This window comes from Faecalibacter rhinopitheci, assembly GCF_015234135.1.
GTDB classification, from domain to species: Bacteria; Bacteroidota; Bacteroidia; order Flavobacteriales; family Weeksellaceae; genus Empedobacter; species Empedobacter rhinopitheci.
The window spans coordinates 178,113-196,587 of record NZ_JADGIK010000005.1; the positions used below are offsets into that span (position 1 = coordinate 178,113).

Below are 18,475 nucleotides of genomic sequence, written 5' to 3' on the forward strand. Positions count from 1 at the left end.
TTTCTCTCAATGAATTGACTCTCGTCTGCAAATCAGATGTCGTTTTGATTTGTCATTTTCAATTTAGTTATTTCTTCAACTCAATAATCATTGAAGATTTTCCATCGATTGTAATTTCTCCAGTCGTATTGATTGTGAAATCTTGATTCGATAAAATATCTTTTCCTGAATTGTAACCTTGCAATGATTCTACAAATCGATCCAATTGGATGGTTTGCTTTTCTGATTTGTTATTTAAAATCACCATTACCGATTCGTTGTGATTGTATCGGAAATACACATAGACATCATTGATTGGCGCATAATGTTTTGTTTCACCAGAATGAATCACTTCCTTGTTTTTACGCCAATTGAATACTTTAGCAGTAAAATCATAAAAAGCATTTTGTGCTACTGTACGTGAATTTGGATTGAATGCATTTTGTGTATCATTCTTCCATCCTCCAGGAAAATCTTGACGAATCGCTGCATCTCCACCTATATTTTTATCACCTGCCATTCCGATTTCAGTGCCGTAATAAATTTGTGGAATTCCACGAACCGTTCCGATTAAAGTCGTTGCTAATTGATACGGCTTAATATCACCTTTGTAGATTTGATTCCAACGTTCGGTATCGTGATTTTCAAAAAAGACCAATAAATTATTGATGTCTGGATATAAGAAATCGTTTGTAAACGATTCGTAAATTTTTACCAAACCTTTGTCCCACGATTCTTCCTCTTGAAACGCTTTTGTCATATTCGTATACAACGAAAAATCCATTACCGCAGGTAAATTCGAATTGTAACCCGCCATTTCTCCAATTTTCGAATTTTTTTGCCAATATGAAACGTGAGCTGGCGAATGCATCCACGCCTCTCCTACAACATTTAGGTTAGGATATTCATCTGTAATCGCTTTTACCCAAGTTGCCATTCCCTCTTTGTTATTGTAGGGATATGTATCTACTCGGATTCCACCTAATTCAGCATATTCTACCCACCAAATCGCATTTTGCGTAATGTATTTTAAGACCAAAGGATTCGCTTGATTGATGTCTGGCATTGTGGTATCGAACCAACCGTTTAAGGCTCCGATTTTATCAATTTCAGATGCGTTAGGATCAAATTGAGTTGTTGTTCTGTAATTTGAACGACGGAACCCATTTTCTCCTTCAGGAAATGTATGCATCCAATCTTTTGAAGGTAAGTCTTGAATTATCCAATGTGAAATTCCCCAGTGATTCGTGACATAATCTTGAATCAAATACATTCCTCGTTGATTCAATTTTTGTGACAGTTCACGGTATTCTTCATTTGTCCCGTAACGTCCATCAATTTTATATAAATCCGTTTGGGCATAGCCGTGATACGAATATTCTTTTTCGTTATCCTCGTTAACTGGAGTTAACCAAACTGCAGTAGCTCCTAAATTTTGGATATAATCTAAGTTGTTGATAATTCCTCGTAAATCTCCCCCGTGACGACCACCTGGCAATTGACGATTCGCTTTCTCACGCAATTCTTTCATCGAATCATTGCTTTCATCTCCGTTTGCAAAACGATCCGGCATAATTAAATACACCACATCTTTTGATGAAAACGACGAACGATTTGCTGAATTCGGTTGACGATTTTTCAATTCGTAAGTATAAGAATCAACAATCTTGTTTTTGTTCTTGATGTTAATCTTGAAAGATGACGAATTGATTTCGTTTGTGTTTACCGTTACAAAAACATAATTTGGATTCTCTGTTTTTGTGATGTCCTTTATTTGGATTTTATCCGATAACTCGATGTTATATTTACTAATGTCTTTACCGTATACTAAAATTTGTAGTTCCGGATTTTTCATTCCTTTCCACCAAAACATTGGTTCGACCTTTTGGATTTGTGCAAAGGCAAAGGATGATAATAAAGAAGTTAGTATGAATAGTTTTTTCATTTTACGTGTTACGTTTGATGTTTTACGTTGTACGATAAATCGTCATTTCGAGTGATTCTGGTAAGAATTGTATCGAGAAATTAGACGAAATTTATTTTCATTTTTGTCTTGAGACAAAAACGATTAATTTCTTCAATACTTTTTTCTTGATAAAAAAGTATTCAAAAAATCAAGGCTATAAATCTATTTGACTAAAAATAAATTTCATTTCGGGAATGAATTAAATGATTCCCTTCGGTCACTAATTCATTCTAATCCTTCACTTCATTTATTTTCTTAACGTCATAGATTAAAAGGCCATTTTTATGTATTTTAATAACCAAGCTGAATTTCGTTCAGCTTCACTTCCTAATTTGATGAGATCCTGAAACGAGTTCAGGAAGACGGAAGTTTAATCTATGAATTGATAAAAAAATACCTCAAAAGCCGAAGCCTTCAAGGTATTCTATTTTCCTATATTAAATAGAAGGCTGAACCACTACTTTTTGGTCGAAAACATAAACCTCTAATGGTTCAGTTCCTTCCAATTCAAAAGTTGTTTCACCTTTATTTACATTTACTTTTAAGATTTGGTTACGGAAATTGATTTTGAACGAGAATCCTTCCCATTGTTCAGGCAAACGAGGCTCAAAATATAACGTATCATTTTTTACACGCATTCCACCAAATCCTTCTACAATCGACATCCACGTTCCCGCCATTGATGTGATGTGTAATCCTTCGTGAACTTCTTTGTTGTAATCGTCTAAATCTAAACGAGAAGTTCTTAAATAGAAAGTATACGCTTGTTCCATACGACCTAATGTAGCTGCTTGAATCGAGTGCACACAAGGCGATAAAGACGATTCATGAACCGTTAATGGTTCGTAGAAATCAAAATGTTTTTCTAATCGATCTTTCGAGAATTGATCTTCGAAATAATAGAATGCTTGTAAGGTATCCGCTTGTTTGATGTAAGCCGAACGTAAGATTCTATCCCAAGACCATTTTTGATTAATTGGACGTTCTTCTTTCGCTAATTCAGAAACAGGAGTTAAATCCTTATCTAAGAATCCGTCTTGTTGTAAATAAATTCCTAATTCTTCGCTGTATGGGAAATAAATATTAGCCGCGACTTCTTTCATTTCTGCTAATTCCACATCTGTGATGTTTGTTTTAGCAGCGATACGAGAGAAATCTTCCGGATAATTTGCTTTCACGTTTTCCACTTGCTCCACTAAATAGTTCATACACCATTGTGCACAGTAAGACGTGTGGAAATTGTTATTCACATTGTTTTCGTATTCGTTAGGACCAGTAACTCCTAACATTACGTATTGTTTTTTATCTGCAGACCAGTTTACACGTTGTTTCCAGAAACGAGCGATTCCTAATAACACTTCTAAACCAGCTTCAGGAATATAAGACTCATCACCTGTGAAACGTGTATAATTGAAAATGGCAAATGCAATGGCCGCATTACGGTGAATCTCCTCGAATGTAATTTCCCATTCGTTGTGACATTCTTCTCCATTCATGGTTACCATTGGGTATAATGCTGCTCCTTTGTTGAATCCTAATTTCTCAGCATTTTCAATGGCTTTATCCAATTGGTTGTAACGGTATGTTAATAAGTTACGCGCTACCTCTTGGTTTTTTGTCGCCATATAGAATGGTAAACAGTAGGCTTCTGTATCCCAATACGTTGATCCTCCGTATTTTTCACCAGTGAAACCTTTAGGACCAATATTTAAACGAGCATCTTTACCAGAGTACGTTTGGTTTAATTGGAAGATATTGAAACGAATTCCTTGTTGGGCTTTTACATCACCATCAATTGTGATATCTGCCATTTCCCACGTTTTTGCCCACGCTTCTTTTTGGTTTGTTAACAATTGTTCATAACCTAAAGCATTGGCTTGTGCTAACACATTTTTTGCTGCAGCAACTAACTCGTCTTCTTTATGATTGGTTGAAACGACATACCCCCCAAATTTTTGGATCGTTGCTGTTTCGTTTGCTTTAACATTAACTTCGTACGTGAACTCAACTTTCCATTCTGTTTTCTTAGCCGTTGGAGTAATGGCTTGTTTTTCACTGTTGATGAAAATTGCATTCTCCATATACGTTACTACATTGTAATGTGTTTTGAATGTACGCGCTTGTACAAAACCTTGTTCACCTTTGATTTCAGATCCGATCGATTCCCAAAAAATTTCTTCCCAGTTCGCATCTTCGTTCTTTACATGAGCATCTACATAAGGTTTAAAAACAATATTCGCTTTACCATTTAATGGTTTGATGTCATATTTAATTGCACCTAATTCATCTAAATCAGCAGCTAAGAAACGACGTACAAACACCTCAATTTCTAATCCTGAAGGTAAAGTTGCTACAAATGAACGATCTAAAATTCCTTCTTTCATATTTAATTCGCGACGGAAGTTTTTCACTTCTTTACACGTATTTAAATCGAATTGTTCTCCATTGATTTCAATGTTGATTCCGATCCAAACCGGTGCATTTAAAACTTTCGCGAAATATTCTGGATAACCGTTTTTCCACCATCCCACTTTTGTTTTGTCTGGATAGTAAACTCCGGCGATATAGCTTCCTTGGAACGTATCCCCTGAATAAAATTCTTCGAAATTTGCACGTTGCCCCATTGCACCGTTTCCTATAGATAACAAACTCTCAGAGGATTTTACTCGATCTATTTCAAACCCTTCTTCTATAATTGACCACGCATTCGGGATGATATAATCTTGATTCATTTTTGTTATATTGTATGTTTGTCTGTGTACTATTTATTAATCAATTCTGTTAAGAATTCTTCTGTAATCTCTGTGAAGTCGTTGAAAACAACATCTGCCTCATTTAAAACTGAAGCTTCACCGATACCGATACTCATCATTCCAGCAATATTTGCTGCTTGAATTCCAGCAACTGAATCTTCAAAAACAATTGCGTTTTCATTTGTTTGATTTGCTTTCTTTGCTCCTACTAAAAAAACTTCTGGATCTGGTTTTGCATTAGAAACATCATTTCCATCCACAATATCATCAAAGTAATTTAAGGTGTTTACCTTCTCTAAAATTGGACGCGCATTTTTTGAAGCAGAACCTAAAATAATTGGTTGATTATTCGCTTTTAAAAATTCTAAAACCTTCATCACGCCTGGTAAGATTTCAGAATCATCCATTTTATCGATATACTGTAAATAATCTTTGTTTTTCTGAACTAACCACTGCTCTTTTTGTTCTTGAGTCGCTTCTACATTACCCAATCCAAGAATAATTTCTAATGATCGCACACGAGAAACGCCTTTTAATTGTTCGTTATCGTCGTGTGTAAATGTAATTCCTAAAGACTCCGCTAATTTTTGCCAAGCTAAGAAATGGTATTTTGCAGTGTCTACTATAACACCGTCTAAGTCGAAAATAAATGCTTTAGTTTTCAAAATAATTATGCTTTGATTGGTTTTTCATCGTCCTGAACGCGTTGTACTAGTAAAGCTGCTATAATAAATGCAACACCACTCATCATGATTGCGTAAATTGGATTTCCACCATAAATATATTTAACAATTGGACCTCCTAAAATCGAATTGATGATTTGAGGAATACAAATAAAGAAGTTGAAAATTCCCATATAAACTCCCATTTTCTTTGCAGGAATTGAACCAGCTAATATGGCATAAGGCATCGCTAAAATACTTGCCCAAGCCACTCCAACTCCAACCATGGATAGGATTAATAAATAAGGATTATCAATAAAATAGATTGAGAGTAAACCTAAACCTCCCATTATAAGTGAAATTGTATGAGTTGTTTTACGTCCAATTTTTAATGCTAATGCAGGTAAGAAAAATGCGAATATTGCAGAAACAGCATTATAAACTCCAAAAATGATTCCGACCCAATCTCCTGCTTCATTATAAGTAGCTGAGGAAATATCAGACATTGGAAGTTTATATACGTGATGTGCAATAGCTGGTGTAGCAAAAACCCACATACCAAATAATGCAAACCAAGTAAAAAATTGTACCAAACCAAGCTGTTTCATCGTTTTGGGCATATTCTTGAAATCAGTAAATATTTGAGAGATACTTGCATGCTCTTCCTTTACAATCTCTTTACCTTCTGCACGATCAAAAGCCTCTAATTCTTCTGGTGAATACTCTTTTGTGGTAGTCACAGTAATTATTACTGAAAGAATTAAAACTAATGCACCTATTAAAAATGAAAATATAATATGAAAAGGGAGATGACCAGCTTGTGCAACACTTTCAATACCTATCCAATTACTTAAAATATATGGCAACCAAGAACCAAGAACGGCTCCGAAACCAATTAATGAAGTTTGAATTGAAAATCCTAATGTTCGTTGATCAGAAGGTAGTACATCGGCGACTAAAGCACGGAAAGGCTCCATTGCGATATTGAACGAGGCATCCATTATCATTAAAAATCCTGCTCCCATCCATAGCGCAGGTAATAATGCAGTGAATGCACCAGCTTGAGGCATTAAAATTAATCCTAAACTTGCTAATACAGCACCAACTAAAAAATAAGGTTTACGGCGACCGAAACGTCCCCATGTTTTATCAGAGTAATGTCCTATAATAGGTTGAACTATTAAACCCATCAAAGGAGCAACAATCCAAAACCAAGACAATTGATGTACGTCTGCACCAAATGTCTGGAGGATTCTACTTGCGTTTGCATTTTGTAATGCAAACCCCATTTGGATTCCGAAATATCCGAAACTTAAGTTCCAAATTTCCCAAAATCCTAATCTACGCTTTTCCATTATCGTAATTTTTATAAATTATTTACGATAAGCGTTTTCAGCTTATCAAAACTATATTTTAATTTTTGAGAAGTAAAAATATGTTTTGATTAAGCTACAATTTTATGAAATATATTTGGGATTATTACTAGTTAATCAGCAATTTAACGCTAAAAAAGTTACTATAACGATGTAGTTTCACGATGCAATAATTCTGTACCTATAACTTCTGTAATATAATGTTCATGTTCATTTTCCTCTTCTAATTTATTAATCAAAAGTTTAGCAGAAATTTCTCCCATTTTGAACGCATTTTGCTTAATTGTTGATATTGCTGGAGTAGAATGTTGTGAAATAATTCCGTCCGTAAATCCAATAATATTTAATTCATCCGGCACTTTAATTCCCCTTTTTAATGCAATTTTTAGAGCTGCTACAGCATACAATTCATTTACTGCTACTAAGGCATTAAACTTTTGAGTATCGAAGAGATGTTCTAATTGAGTTATTAATTCTTCTTCATTTGCAATACGAACGATTAAATCTTCATTAATTTCAATATCATTTTGTAACAACATCTTTGTGTAACCTTCCGTACGAAGACGACCTACTGAAATATAATCTGGAGTAGTGATGAATGCAATATCTTTTCTTTGTTTACTTAATAGAAATTGTATTGCCTCTTGTGTTGCTAAAACGTCATCTATAATTACTTTATCTGTATAAACTTCGCGCGTCACACGGTCAAACATTACTACGGGCATTCCTTGGTTAATAACTTCTTTGATATGATGATAATCTTTCTTTTCTTGGGATTCTTTTGCCAATGAAATGATGAACCCATCGATGCTGCCTGAAGCTAACATTTCAATATTTATAACTTCTCTTTCATATGATTCATTTGAAATACAAATGATAACATTATAACCGCTTTTATTGGCCACGCTCTCTATTCCACTGATTACCATTGCAAAAAAATGATGAACAATTTCTGGAATAATTACCGCAATCGTTTTCGTTTTTCTATTCTTTAAACTTAGTGCAATATTATTGGGTTTGTAATTGTATAATTTTGCAAAAGCTTGAATTTTTTGTCTAGTAGATTCACTAATTTCTTCACTATTTTTTAATGCTTTAGAAACAGTTGAAACTGAGACTTCTAATTCTTTAGCAATTTGCTTTAATGTTAAATTTTTTTTCATTTATATACTTTAACCTTTACTACATTCTATCCTAGGCTTAAAACTACCTTGATTTTTCCGTCATTTTAACAAAATACTTAATTAAGTTAGTTTTTTATTAACACGAAAACGTTTTCGTTAGTTAGATAGTGTAACTTCTACACAACTAATCATTTAAATAACTTAATTTAGTCCCGAGAAGTAAAAATATAACAAATAATCACACAAACAAAACAAATAACATATGAGAGTTTTAAAGCAATCTCTTATCGCTTTAGTTTTTTCATGCCCTGCCTTATTAATGGCACAAAATGTTGTAAAGGGTTCTGTTGCTGATCAAATAACTAACACGAATTTAACTGGTGCAGAAATCACCAACTTAACTTCGGGTAATTCAGTTATGTCTGACAACAATGGTAATTTTACAATTGAGGCAGAAAACGGTGATATCATTATAATCAGTTACTTTGGTTACGATGAACAAGAATATACATACAATGGCCAAAGCCAATTAACTTTCCAATTAAATAAAACATCTGAAACTAATTTAGATGAAGTTGTAGTGATTGGATATGGTACGGCGAAGAAAGAAGATATTACAGGATCTGTAAATCAGATCAGTGAAAAAGATTTTAATAAAGGTTCTATCACCTCTGCACAAGAGTTAGTTACAGGAAAAATTGCTGGGGTAGTTGTTACATCTGCAGGAGGTGCTCCTGGTGACGGACAGAACATTATTATTCGTGGTAATAGTTCATTATCATTAAACTCACAACCCCTTTATGTGGTAGATGGAGTTCCATTATCTAACGAAAACGTTGGAGGTTCTCGTAACCCTCTAGATTTCATTAATCCAAATGATATCGAGTCGATGACCATCTTAAAAGATGCTTCTGCAACAGCCATATATGGTTCTCGTGCTGCTAATGGAGTTGTAATGATTACGACTAAAAAAGGGAAAGGTCGCCAATTTACATTCAATTATAACGCAACAACATCTATTTATACTCCATCTGATTATGTAGATGTTATGAATTCAGATCAGTTCAGAGAGTTAGTAAAAAATGTTGGTTCAGCAGAGGAAATTGCTCGCCTTGGTACATCAAATACAAATTGGCAAAAAGAAATTTATAAAAAAGCTATCGGATTTGATCATAATTTTAGTGCAATGGGTAATATTGGTGGTAATATGCCAACGCGTTTCTCCATCTCTAATACAGATCAAGACGGTATTTTAAAAGGTGATAATATCAATAGAACTACTGCCTCTATCGCATTATCTCCTTCGTTCTTAGACAATCATTTAAAGTTTGAATTTAATGGTCGTGGATCTTATATCGAAAATAAATTCGCAAATAAAGGTGCTATTGGTGCAGCTTTAGAATATGATCCTACTCAGCCAGTTTATTCAGGTGCTTCTATATACGGAGGTTACCATACATGGATGGACGGGCCTGTAAAGCATAATTTAGCTCCTACTAACCCTGTTGCATTATTAAATGAACAAGATGACACATCAGAAGTTAGACGTTTTGTAGGGAACGCAAAGGTGGATTATAAGTTACATTTTTTTCCTTATATTACAGCTACGGTAAATGCTGGTTATGATATTTCTAATGCCAATGGAAGAAATAACGTAAGTATGAATATGCCTAACAACTCCTTAACATGGGATGGATCTAATACAAACTATAGCCAAGAATTTTATAGTAAGTTGTTTGATGCGTATTTAACATTCAACAAAGATTTTGGCTTAAGTAATATTAATGCAGTTGTTGGATATGGTTATCAATATTTTAATACTTTTAAATATAACTTTGATAGCGAATTATTACAACAAGGTAATGATGAGTTCGAATTTATAGATAGAGATCATAATACATTATTATCATACTACGGACGTATTAATTATAACTACGATAATAAATATATCTTAACTGTAACTTTACGTGCTGATGCTTCTTCTAAGTTTATTAAAGATGAACAATGGGGATATTTCCCTTCTGTTGCAGCAGCATGGAACATTACAAGAGAGGAATTTTTAAAAGGATCTTCTGTTGTAAATGATTTAAAACTTAGAGCTGGATATGGACAAGTAGGTAATGTAAATGGTTTAAGATCATTTCAATACATGACACGCTACGACGGTTCTCAATCTACTGCATATTATCAATTCGGAAATCAGTTTTACCAAACTTATCGTCCTGCGCCAATTAATCCTGAATTAAAATGGGAAATTGCAGAAACATTAAATGCTGGTATAGATTACTCTTTATTTAAAAATCGTATTTACGGATCTTTAGACGTTTATATGAAAAAAACAAAAGATTTAATCGCGAAAGTATACGTTGATCCATTCACAAACTTTGGAAATATGATCGATAGAAATATCGGTGATATGGAAAACAAAGGAGTTGAATTTAATATTAATGCAGATATCGTAAAATCTAAAGATATCGACTTTACGGTTGGATATAACATTGCATTTAACGATAATAAAATTACAAATTTATCAACTGATAACTTAACAGGTGGTATAGATGGTGGAACTGGAAATAATATTCAAATTCACCGTGAAGGATATTCTCCATATAGTTTTTACACTTATAAACAGATCTACGACTCTAATGGAAAACCAATTGAAGGAGCTTATGAAGATCTGAATGGTGATGGAATTATTAATGATAACGACCGTTATATTAATGAAAGTCCTTATGCAAAAATCACAATGGGATTCAATGCTTTTTTACGTGTTAAGAACTGGGATTTTAGTGCAAGCGCTCGTGCAAATTTAGGAAACTACGCTTACAATAACGTTGCTTCTGCTAAAGGTTACAGTAGAAAAGCAACAGGTAATGGACAAAACTATTTATCTAACGTGCATACAGATTACTATAACACAGGATTTGTTAACATAACAGAAACGAATTTATTAAGTGATTACTTTGTGCAAGATGCATCGTTTCTACGTATAGACAATATTACTTTAGGGTATAATCTTAATCAACCTATAAAAGGGATGGATATTCGTCTTTATGGTGCAGTACAAAATGTAGCTGTTTTCACAAATTACGATGGGTTAGATCCTGAAATGTTTGGTGGTATTGATAATAATTTTTATCCACGTCCTAGAACATTTGTATTTGGTTTAAATGTTAAATTCTAATTGAAAGAATCATGAAAAAAAATAAAATTACTAAATATATTTTAGCAGCGGCAGTAGCATTTTCTATTTCTTCTTGTCATGACGATTTAGATTTAATGCCAAACGATCCAGATGTATATACAGAGTTTGATGTATTTTCTAATGCAGAACAAGCAAAATTAGCTTTAGCTAAAGTATATGCTTCATTAGCTTTAACGGGTCAGAAAGGCCCATCTGACATGCCAGATATTGAAGGTATTGATGAAGGAGCATCTCAGTATACACGTTTATTATTTAATCTTAACGTTATTACAACAGATGAATCTGTTATAGGTTGGGGTGATCCAGGAATGCCAAATCTACATGCAATGTCTTGGGGAGCAAGCAACAGTTTTGTACAAGCTATGTACTATCGCTTAGCACAAACTGTAACTTTTTCAAACTCTTACATACAAAATGCACAAAAGTTAGTTGATTCAAATCCTGAATTAAAAACTTATATCGCAGAAGCTCGTTTTATACGTGCTTATGCATATTACAACTTAATGGATATGTATGCTAATGTTCCATTAGTTACAGAGATTTCATCAGAAACGCCTAAGCAAAGCAACCGTCAAGAGATTTTTGCATTTGTTGAAAGTGAATTATTAGATATCCAGAATTCTTTATCAGATACGAAAATAGAATATGGAAGAGTTGATAAAGTAGCATCTTATGCATTATTATCTCGTTTATATCTAAATGCTGAAACTTGGATTAATCAACCAAAATATACAGAAGCTATCACATATTCTAACTTAGCTATCCAATCTCATTACTCAATTCATACAAATGATGTTAATGAAAATGGAAGTGCTTACGACGAATTATTCTTAGCAGATAACGATTCTAACGGTGCCCAAAATGAATTTATTTTCGCTTTAAATTTTGACGGAAATAACTCTAAAACTTATGGTGGTTCAACTTTTATCGTAAAATCATCAATTGGTGGATCTATGAAACCAGCTGATTCTGGAGTAAATGGTGGATGGGGAGGTCCTCGTACGACTAAATCTTTGGTAAGCAAATTTGAATCTTCTCAGAACAACAATGATGGTAATCCTATTGCATGGAAAGATAAACGTGCCATGTTCTTTACAGATGGACAATCATATGAAATTTCGAATATCAGCCAGTTTGGAGAAGGATATGCAGTAACGAAATTTTCTAACAAAAAATCCAACGGAACAAATGGTAATGACGCAACAGGAGAATTTGTAGATACAGATATTCCTGTAATTCGCTTAGCAGAGATGTATTTAAACTACGCTGAAGCTGTAATTCGTGGAGGTGCTGGTGGAGACCGCGGAACTGCCGTTAATTATATTAATGCCTTAAGAGAGCGTGGATATGGTAACAACTCAGGAAATATTACTACTGCACAATTGGATTTAGATTTTATTCTGGATGAACGTGCAAGAGAATTATACTGGGAAGGAACTAGAAGAACTGATTTAATTCGATTCAATAAATTTACAACTGGTACATATTTATGGCCTTACAAAGGAGATGCTCCAAATGGAACATCAGTTTCGGATACTAAAAACATCTTCCCTATCCCTACAAATATCATCGTAATTAATCCTAATTTAACTCAAAACCCTGGTTACTAAGATGAAAAAATTAATCAAATATTTATCATTAGTCGGTATAGGAGCTATAGCTTTAAATAGCTGTTCTGATGATGACATTATACAATTAGACCCTCAGAATTATAGCACTCCTAAAATAACTACAACTGCATCTACAGCAGAATTATCTGAAGAGACACAAGTAGAAACTGCATTTAATTTTGAATGGTCGGCTGCAGATTACGGTGTTACAACACCTCCTAAATATGATATTGAAGTCATAGCAGAAAACGGATCTTTTGACAATGCTAAAATTTTAGGATCAACACAAGATTTAGCTTATGCAGTGAGTGGGAAAGATTTAAATTCATTTGTTGTGGAATCTTTAGGCTTAGTTCCGAATGTAGAAACTACTATTAACTATAGAATTGTATCTTATCTAGGAACACATAAAGCTGAAAAATTATTTTCAGAAACTAAATCAATTACGTTAACTCCTTTTTCTACTGATTTATCTACACCTTGGGGATTAGTAGGTGGCGCAACGGTAAATGGTTGGAATGGTCCTGATGTTCAGTTTTGGAAAACAACTACTCCAGGAGTACTAGAAGCTTACGCAAACTTATCTCCAGATAGTGATGGTAAAATGGAATTCAAAATCAGAAAAAATAATGAATGGGTTGAAGATTTTGGAGGTACTGTTACTGCAACGACAGATAATGGTTTTTCAGGAACGTTAGCTGCTGGAGGAAGTAACATTGTTGCTCCAAAAGCTGGAAATTATAAAATCACAATTGATTTAAATAATTTAACTTTTACAGCTGTTCTTTTTCAATGGGGAATAGTGGGTGACGCTACTCCGAATGGTTGGGATGGTCCTGATGCTCAGGTATTATCTTTTGATGGAACAAAAGAAATATGGTACTTCAATGGTGCTGTTTTAAAAGATGGAGAAATTAAATTCCGTCAAAATGATAAATGGGAAATTGATTATGGCCAAGGAGCTACTCCAGGAACTCTAATAGAAAAAACTGGGAGCAACATTCCTGTAAAAGCTGGGACATATGATGTGATAATGGATTTAAAAAATCTTACTTATACTTTAACGCCAGTACAATAAATAAGAATTTATATCTCTTAGTTTTATAAATAAAAAAAGGCTCATACAAGATTGTATGAGCCTTTTTATTGATACTGAAATATAAAATATTTAATAATTAAACGTATAAATTATTAATTAACAAGACCAATATAAATATTTAGGTAATAATCTTTAAAAATAAAGAGCTTTTATCAATTATTTTACTATTTTTACGATAGAGAGATTACTTCCTAAGAGATTTCTCCATATTAGCACTAAAACTTTTATAAACTAATGTCAAAAAAACTCCAATCTATTGATCGGAGTTTTTTTTATGTAGTACTAAAAGTTTAGTTTAATATTATGTTTTTCATAAAAAGCCTGTATATGGCCTACAGCCTCTTCAGCTGTATCTACCAAACGATATAATTCGAAATCTTCTTCACTAATATACCCCTCGGCAAACATTGTATTCTTTATCCAATCAAATAGACCAGACCAATATTTTTTACCTACTAAAACAATAGGAAAACGACCTGTTTTCTTAGTTTGTACTAAAGTTAATGCTTCAAACAATTCATCTAATGTTCCAAAACCTCCTGGCATCACAATAAAACCTTGAGAATATTTTACAAACATTACTTTACGAGCAAAGAAATAATCAAAGTTTATCTCATATTGTCTGTCAATATAATCATTTAATTTAGTTTCGAATGGTAATCTAATTCCTAAACCTACAGAACTACCTCCACCTTTCTGAGCACCTTTATTTGCCGCTTCCATAATAGCAGGTCCACCACCAGTAATTACCCCAAAACCAATTTTTGATAATTGAAAAGCAATATCTTCTGTTAATTTATAATAAGGATTATCTGGCTTAGTTCTGGCTGATCCAAAAATGGAAACGCATGGACCAATTTTAGACATTGTTTCATATCCTGTTACAAATTCATTCATGATTCTGAATAATGCCCAAGAATCATTAATTCTTATCTCATTCCAATCCTTTGGTCGGAATGGTGATTGTATTCTGTCGTCTTCTCTTTCTTTATCTGTCATTTTCAATCATTAAAAAAACCGTAACAAAAGCTACGGTTTTTTGAGTTTATAAAATAATAATTTTTAATCTCTACTCATAAAGATACGTAATACATACCAAAATAATAACATTAAAGATGAAAATAATCCTAATGCTGCAGGCACATATTGTGTAGTTGCATATTGATATTGTATTTGTTGCGTCTCATATAAAATAGATCCAGCTGCTAATGCACACATTGCTACTGAGAACCATAATCCTAAAGTAAATCCGAACATCATTCCTGCTATTATTGCACCTAAAGCTAAGATAAATCCTATTGTCATTATTCCTCTTAAAAAAGAAAAATCTACTTTAGACATAAATGCAATTGCTGATAATGCAACAAATAATGCAACTGTAACTGCTGCTGCTTGCTTTAGTACTACTGTTCCTGTATAATTTATAGCAATATATAGCATAGGAACAAATAATAAAGCTTGACCTACAATATATAAAAAATAGCCTAAATATTGTTTCGATTTTGAGACCTCATCCATCGCCATTTTTTGTGCTAACCAAGAAATTCCCATAAATCCTCCGATTAGTACTAACCAAAGATATCCTTGGGTAAAACTTAATAACGTATTTACAATAAATGGAACTTGTAAGAATAGCGTTTCTAAAATTATAAATACTAAAACTCCACCTGCTACATGCCCATAAGTGTGTCTATAAAAAGCTGCTTTTTCTGCAGATGTAGCTTCTGCCACTACTTGTTTATACTCTTGATACATCATAATTTTATTAAATGAATTATTACGAAGATAATGATTTTTCGTTTCTTATAACACTTTTCTTCCATTGTAATAGTCCTTGATAGGCTATAATTGTAAAGATAAAATATTGCAAAGAAGATATTCCGTACCCTTTATAAAGTAATAAAGGAATCATAACTATATCACCAACAATCCAAAAAATCCAATTGTCAATTTTTCGGCGTGCCATTAGCCACATTCCTATAAGAAAAACCCCTGTAAGAGTTGCATCTACAAAATCTATAAAAGTGTAATTCCATGTTAAAGTGGCAAACGATCTATAAGGTATAATTCCATCGATAATAGGTCTGAAATGATAAAGAAGCAATATGAATAAAAAAGTTGTAACAAAAAGCCAAATAGATTTTAGATAATCTTTAGCAAGTGCCCACTCAACTTCTACATGTATATTATCATCTTCCGTTTTTTTATTCCATAATATCCAACCATAGAAAGACATTGAGGTGTAGTATAAATTAATTAACGTTTCTCCATATAATCCCCAAGAAAAGAATAAATAGATATACAAAAATGTTGAGATAATTCCTGTTGGATAAACCCATATATTCCTATTTTTAGAAAAAATAACAGATAATATTCCAAAAAAAGAAGCGGTAATTTCTAAACCAATTTGCAGAGGAGAATAATCTCTATAAGGTGCAATTAAAAATTCTATGAGATTATTCATAATCTAAAACCCAAATTAAATAATGATCCTCTATCATCTTATAATGTGCAATATATCTTTGACTTTTATCATGATCAGAAATCCAGCAAATAATAGATTGGTTTTCGACAAGGTCAAATTGTTCAACACGATAGTGATGCAAGAAATTCCAAAGATTTCCTCCATTCAATTTATACAATCCTTCTTTTATTCCCCAAATAATATGTAAATATTCATTCTCATCTATTTTAGGTAACCATTCCTGCTCATCTAACCGAACAAATTTATTTTTAATATTACTAATCTTATGAGGACGAGAAAGTTCTATATCAATTCCTATCGCAAAATCGCTCACTCCTACTGACACTTTTCCGTACGAATGTGTAATAGAAATTTGTGCATCAGTAGGAAGATAAGGCTTTCCTTTCTCATCATAATTCACATCATAATCTACGCCCAACTCTTTAAGGCATGCGCGTAAGCCAAGGTATTCCCGAGCTTGTTTAGGCCTTAAATTTTTATATTTCTCAATTCTATAATCATTTAATTGAAGCAAATCGAGCAATTCCTCATTAGTTTCAGTCACTTCCCAAGTAATGATTTTAACATGGTTTGACTTATTGATATAATCGATGATTGGCATTTTTATAATCGTAATTTAGTTTGTAACTTTGTCTACTTTATTTATAGAAAATAATAGTTAAATATATCATTTTGATGGATACAAATACGCAATACATTCCATACAAAGTTAAAGATATTTCTTTAGCTGAGTGGGGAAGAAAGGAAATTACATTAGCAGAGGCTGAGATGCCTGGGTTAATGGCTATCCGTGAAGAGTATCAAGCATCTCAACCATTGAAAGGTGCTCGCATAGCGGGTTGTCTACACATGACAATTCAAACTGCGGTGCTAATCGAGACGTTGGTAGCTTTAGGAGCAGACGTTACATGGTCTTCATGTAATATCTTCTCTACACAAGATCATGCCGCTGCTGCAATTGCTGCTGCTGGTATTCCTGTGTATGCTTGGAAAGGGATGAACGAGGAGGAATTCGATTGGTGTATCGAGCAAACTTTATTCTTCGGTGAAGATCGCAAACCATTAAACATGATTTTGGATGATGGTGGAGATTTAACGAATATGGTTATTGATCGTTACCCAGAATTAGTTGCTGAGATCAAAGGATTATCAGAAGAGACAACTACAGGTGTGCACCGTCTTTACGAAAGAATGGAGAAGGGAACATTACCTATGCCAGCTATTAATGTAAACGATTCTGTTACGAAGTCAAAATTTGACAATAAGTACGGATGTCGTGAGTCTGCTGTAGATGCTATTAAACGTGCTACCGACTTAATGATTGCTGGTAAACGTGTAGTAGTTTGTGGTTTTGGTGATGTTGGTAAAGGAACTGCGGCATCTTTCCGCGGAGCTGGAGCTATCGTTACTGTGACTGAAATTGACCCGATTTGTGCTTTACAAGCTTCAATGGAAGGTTACGAAGTGAAGAAATTAGATACAGTGGTTGCAAACGCTGATATCATTATTACGACAACTGGTAACTTTGGAATTGTACGTGCAGAGCATTTCGAGAAAATGAAAGACAAAGTAATTGTATGTAACATTGGACATTTCGATAATGAAATTGATATGGCTTGGTTAAATACGAACTACGGTTCTACTAAAACTGAAATCAAACCACAAGTTGATATGTACAATATCAATGGGAATGATATCATCATTTTAGCGGAAGGTCGTTTAGTAAACTTAGGTTGTGCAACAGGTCACCCATCATTCGTGATGTCAAACTCTTTCTCTAACCAAACTTTAGCTCAAATCGAATTGTGGACTAACTCTGAAGCTTATGGTAATGAAGTTTATACTTTACCTAAGAAATTAGACGAGAAAGTTGCTCAATTACACTTAGCTAAATTAGGAGTTGAATTAGAAACTTTATCTACTGAACAAGCTGAATACATCGGTGTAACAGTGGATGGACCTTTCAAACCAGAATATTATAGATATTAATAATTTTTAATTAGATTTTATTTGAAGTAAAAAAATCATACACTTAACTATAGCCCTCGCCCTGAACAAGCGAGGGCATTTTTTTTGACTACCATTCAATTTTAAAAATTACATTTAAAACTTACATACTTTTATTTTATTCGTATCATGTTTAAATTCAAAACTTATTAATCATAGCATTACTTAGCACTTCATTTGTCCGTGCGCAATCTGAAAAACCAGCTGAAACA

13 protein-coding genes are annotated in these 18,475 nt (G+C 33.3%); 4 read left to right on the forward strand and 9 right to left on the reverse strand.

The window, feature by feature from the left end:
* Nucleotides 1–67: 67 nt before the first annotated feature.
* The 5 genes from IM532_RS08820 to IM532_RS08840 form a co-directional block, all read right to left on the reverse strand.
* Nucleotides 68–1,924, reverse strand: coding sequence for a glycoside hydrolase family 13 protein (locus tag IM532_RS08820; protein WP_194183087.1), 1,857 nt, complete (start codon nt 1,922–1,924; stop codon nt 68–70).
* A 458-nt stretch (nt 1,925–2,382) separates the two neighbouring features.
* Entirely contained in the window at nt 2,383–4,677 is a 2,295-nt protein-coding gene (locus IM532_RS08825) for a glycoside hydrolase family 65 protein (protein ID WP_194183088.1), read from the reverse strand.
* Nucleotides 4,678–4,706: 29 nt separating this feature from the next.
* A complete protein-coding gene (gene pgmB / locus IM532_RS08830) occupies nt 4,707–5,363 on the reverse strand; it encodes a beta-phosphoglucomutase (protein WP_194183089.1) in 657 nt (218 codons plus the stop codon).
* 5 nt (nt 5,364–5,368) lie between these two features.
* On the reverse strand, nt 5,369–6,715 hold the full coding sequence (locus IM532_RS08835) for an MFS transporter (RefSeq protein ID WP_194183090.1): 1,347 nt from the start codon (nt 6,713–6,715) through the stop codon (nt 5,369–5,371).
* A 161-nt stretch (nt 6,716–6,876) separates the two neighbouring features.
* On the reverse strand, nt 6,877–7,896 hold the full coding sequence (locus IM532_RS08840) for a LacI family DNA-binding transcriptional regulator (RefSeq protein ID WP_194183091.1): 1,020 nt from the start codon (nt 7,894–7,896) through the stop codon (nt 6,877–6,879).
* A gap of 223 nt (nt 7,897–8,119) precedes the next feature.
* On the opposite strand from IM532_RS08840, the gene IM532_RS08845 reads away from it, so the two are divergent.
* Genes IM532_RS08845 through IM532_RS08855 form a run of 3 tightly spaced genes read left to right on the forward strand, consistent with a single transcriptional unit; the run spans nt 8,120 to nt 13,750 of the window.
* Nucleotides 8,120–11,041: a SusC/RagA family TonB-linked outer membrane protein gene (locus IM532_RS08845; RefSeq protein WP_194183092.1), complete on the forward strand. Its 2,922-nt coding sequence runs from the start codon at nt 8,120–8,122 to the stop codon at nt 11,039–11,041.
* A gap of 11 nt (nt 11,042–11,052) precedes the next feature.
* Nucleotides 11,053–12,672 (forward strand): RagB/SusD family nutrient uptake outer membrane protein, encoded by a 1,620-nt coding sequence (locus tag IM532_RS08850; protein WP_194183093.1) that lies wholly within the window; start codon nt 11,053–11,055, stop codon nt 12,670–12,672.
* A gap of 1 nt (nt 12,673) precedes the next feature.
* Nucleotides 12,674–13,750, forward strand: coding sequence for a SusE domain-containing protein (locus IM532_RS08855; protein WP_194183094.1), 1,077 nt, complete (start codon nt 12,674–12,676; stop codon nt 13,748–13,750).
* A gap of 303 nt (nt 13,751–14,053) precedes the next feature.
* On the opposite strand, the gene IM532_RS08860 is transcribed toward IM532_RS08855, so the two are convergent.
* The 4 genes from IM532_RS08860 to IM532_RS08875 form a co-directional block, all read right to left on the reverse strand.
* Nucleotides 14,054–14,770, reverse strand: a complete 717-nt coding sequence (locus IM532_RS08860; protein WP_194183095.1) for an LOG family protein — start codon at nt 14,768–14,770, stop codon at nt 14,054–14,056.
* A 63-nt stretch (nt 14,771–14,833) separates the two neighbouring features.
* Complete coding sequence (locus IM532_RS08865) at nt 14,834–15,529, reverse strand: Bax inhibitor-1/YccA family protein (RefSeq protein WP_194183096.1); 696 nt, start codon at nt 15,527–15,529, stop codon at nt 14,834–14,836.
* 19 nt (nt 15,530–15,548) lie between these two features.
* Nucleotides 15,549–16,235: a nicotinamide riboside transporter PnuC gene (pnuC, locus tag IM532_RS08870; RefSeq protein WP_194183097.1), complete on the reverse strand. Its 687-nt coding sequence runs from the start codon at nt 16,233–16,235 to the stop codon at nt 15,549–15,551.
* Nucleotides 16,228–16,857, reverse strand: a complete 630-nt coding sequence (locus IM532_RS08875; protein WP_194183098.1) for a 4'-phosphopantetheinyl transferase family protein — start codon at nt 16,855–16,857, stop codon at nt 16,228–16,230. Before IM532_RS08875 ends, pnuC begins: the two co-directional genes overlap by 8 nt.
* Nucleotides 16,858–16,931: 74 nt before the next feature.
* Here IM532_RS08875 and ahcY point away from each other — a divergent pair, with 74 nt between their 5' ends.
* Complete coding sequence (ahcY, locus tag IM532_RS08880; RefSeq protein WP_194183099.1) at nt 16,932–18,245, forward strand: adenosylhomocysteinase; 1,314 nt, start codon at nt 16,932–16,934, stop codon at nt 18,243–18,245.
* Nucleotides 18,246–18,475 lie beyond the last annotated feature (230 nt).